General features: G+C 44.9%; 3 protein-coding genes. All 3 read right to left on the bottom strand.

Features of this window, described 5'->3' with window-relative positions; translation table 11 throughout:
• Window positions 1-558: YqaJ viral recombinase family nuclease (locus CRO21_RS17390; protein WP_171294089.1), on the bottom strand; the 558-nt coding region annotated here is incomplete at its 3' end.
• 100 nt (window positions 559-658) lie between these two features.
• The gene (locus CRO21_RS17385) at window positions 659-1,711 is read right to left on the bottom strand and encodes a DUF932 domain-containing protein (RefSeq protein ID WP_097080556.1); all 1,053 of its coding nucleotides are present in this window, start codon (window positions 1,709-1,711) and stop codon (window positions 659-661) included.
• Between the two features lie 30 nt (window positions 1,712-1,741).
• Entirely contained in the window at window positions 1,742-2,020 is a 279-nt protein-coding gene (locus tag CRO21_RS17380) for a hypothetical protein (RefSeq protein ID WP_097080555.1), read from the bottom strand.
• Window positions 2,021-2,200: the final 180 nt, after the last annotated feature.

Below are 2,200 nucleotides of genomic sequence, written 5' to 3'. Positions count from 1 at the left end.
TACCTGTATCAACACATACAGTGGTACACCTTCTTTCCAGTGTTTCACGCCCCATTCACCGATGGATTTACATTCCAGTAGCTGTACATCATCACACCCCACTACGGCATAATCCAGATTGGCCAGCATAAAGGCTTTGTCGGTATCAGCATGCTGTAACACCGCATTGACTTTTCTGACTTTATGACCGGTCTTATGCTGATAGTATCTGGCAATTAAGGGTTCCAGTTGTTGTCCCCAGTACAAAGGGGAATAGCTATTCTCTGTGGGTTGCTGCGCTGGACTTGGCATGCGCCCAGTTTTGAGCATCCACAGCTCCAACATGGATTGATGTGGATTGAGTCCACAGGCTGCGGCAGCATCACTACTGCCAATCCCTTGCTGACGTACTTTTAACCAGTCCTGACGGTTCATGCTTTTCGTGCTAATCAGTCGTTTGGCTCTGTTTGATAGAGAAGGTTGATTAATAGATGGTGGATTTAAAGTAGAAACAGAACTTGCAGGAATCATCGATGATAAATGACTGTTGCCTGCTAAAGATGGATGTGTGCTATTCATGAAATACTCCATATCGGTAAAAAATTAAAATTTCGGCATAAAAAAACCACATCTGGGGGAGATGTGGCAAAAGGAGGGTTGAGGGTGTAATAGATGCAGCTTAAGAAATAAACTGTAAAGCCTGTTGTAAACTGCGCTGTTTTAGATTGGCACCTGCCCCAAACCATGCTGAATCCAGTCGATGGTCACGACTCATGGCTCTGCGTTCATGGTCAATGTATTCAGTCATGGAACACAGTAAACCATAAGCAGTATTTTTAGCTGAGCTAAGTTCTGCACCCCGTCCCTGACCATTAAACATCTGCATCACTTTAGACATGGCTTTGCCATTGGGTTCGGATTTAGTGGCAGGGTTGTTGCTAGCATCCAGTTTGGCTTTATCCGCCACCTCCCGATAGAACTGAATAATGTTTTCTTCCTGATCGAGGATGCTTAGACTGCTATTGTTAAATACGGCATCAAAATAGACTGCGGCTTCACCCTGTGACACTTTACGCTGTGATAACTGTTTCATCTGGTACATGTGCTCATCCCATGCCTGTACCGAAACCCCGAGTTGTTGCTTAACCGCATCGGCATCAAATCGGGTACTGTGAGGCACTTTGACTACACCTGTATGGTTTGCCTGTCCCTGTAAGGCAATCGCCAGTGTGTTATTACATACCACACGGATCGAAGTAAATTGTGCCGTAGTAGCAAGCGTACCATCACAGGCAGTTGCCAGCAGAATATAACCATTACTAACATCCTTGCCCTTAAGTGCAGTACTTTGTCCTGTACGGGCCAGTGCCCAGAACTTCTTACCACCTTTGAGTACCCCTGCGGTTTCCAGTTCAAAGCCTGATTGCTCAGTTAGATCACGATAAAATTCCAATATCTCACGAGGCTGAACTTCCTGATAACGCTGACTAACCACGGATAACGGAGCATGGGTATCGGAACGATACAATACCCGTTGTTCTTCAAAAGGCATGATGATGTTTTGCCCCCTTGCATTCTGTGCCATATAACTGACATAAGAAGATTCAATCCGCCAATCCATGCCTGCTTGTTGTGCCCAGACTTCAATTGGCTGGTTTTGCGTGAGTTGATTTCCCAGACCATGCCAAGGGGTTTCACCGACATAGGCCATTTGTTCAAGTTGATGTGCCATTTTGTTTCTCCTTATTCTGATTAAATCCTGTTATTGAAAATCGCATTGGCAGTTGTGACAATGAAAATACGGGATAGGCTGCTGTGGCGCTTTGCTTGGTTGAATCAGGCTATCAATCAAACCGCCAACTACCGCACCCGCAAGTCCACCCAACAATGGTGATATTGCTGGAGGTAATGGCAATGATTTGGATAGGGTTGCGCCAATACCTGCACAAGTCATGGAGGATAGACTACTGTTGGTATTCGCTGGCTGTGGCATGACACGGCTTACTTGTTCGGAATAACAATAGGGACAGTTAATATTCATGGGAATACACCTCATTCAAATGATAAGGGCTTACCCTGTAGATAAGCCCTGTAAAAATTAAAATCTGTCATCAATACAGATTCAGGTTCATTTAGATGATGTGTATCTGTGATTTTTTGGGATCAATCGCTATCCGAAGCAACGCATGCCTTTTATCTTTGCCCGTAAATGCTGATCGTC

This window comes from Acinetobacter puyangensis (assembly GCF_900096995.1).
Lineage (GTDB): Bacteria > Pseudomonadota > Gammaproteobacteria > Pseudomonadales > Moraxellaceae > Acinetobacter > Acinetobacter puyangensis.
Note: the sequence above shows the minus strand (reverse complement) of the source record. Positions and strands in the feature narration are given on the sequence as shown.

Excerpts from the sequence above, each read along its gene's own strand:
- CRO21_RS17385 (WP_097080556.1), bottom strand. The coding sequence starts at position 1,711 with ATGGCACATCAACTTGAACAAATGGCCTATGTCGGTGAAACCCCTTGG.
- CRO21_RS17380 (WP_097080555.1), bottom strand. The coding sequence starts at position 2,020 with ATGAATATTAACTGTCCCTATTGTTATTCCGAACAAGTAAGCCGTGTC.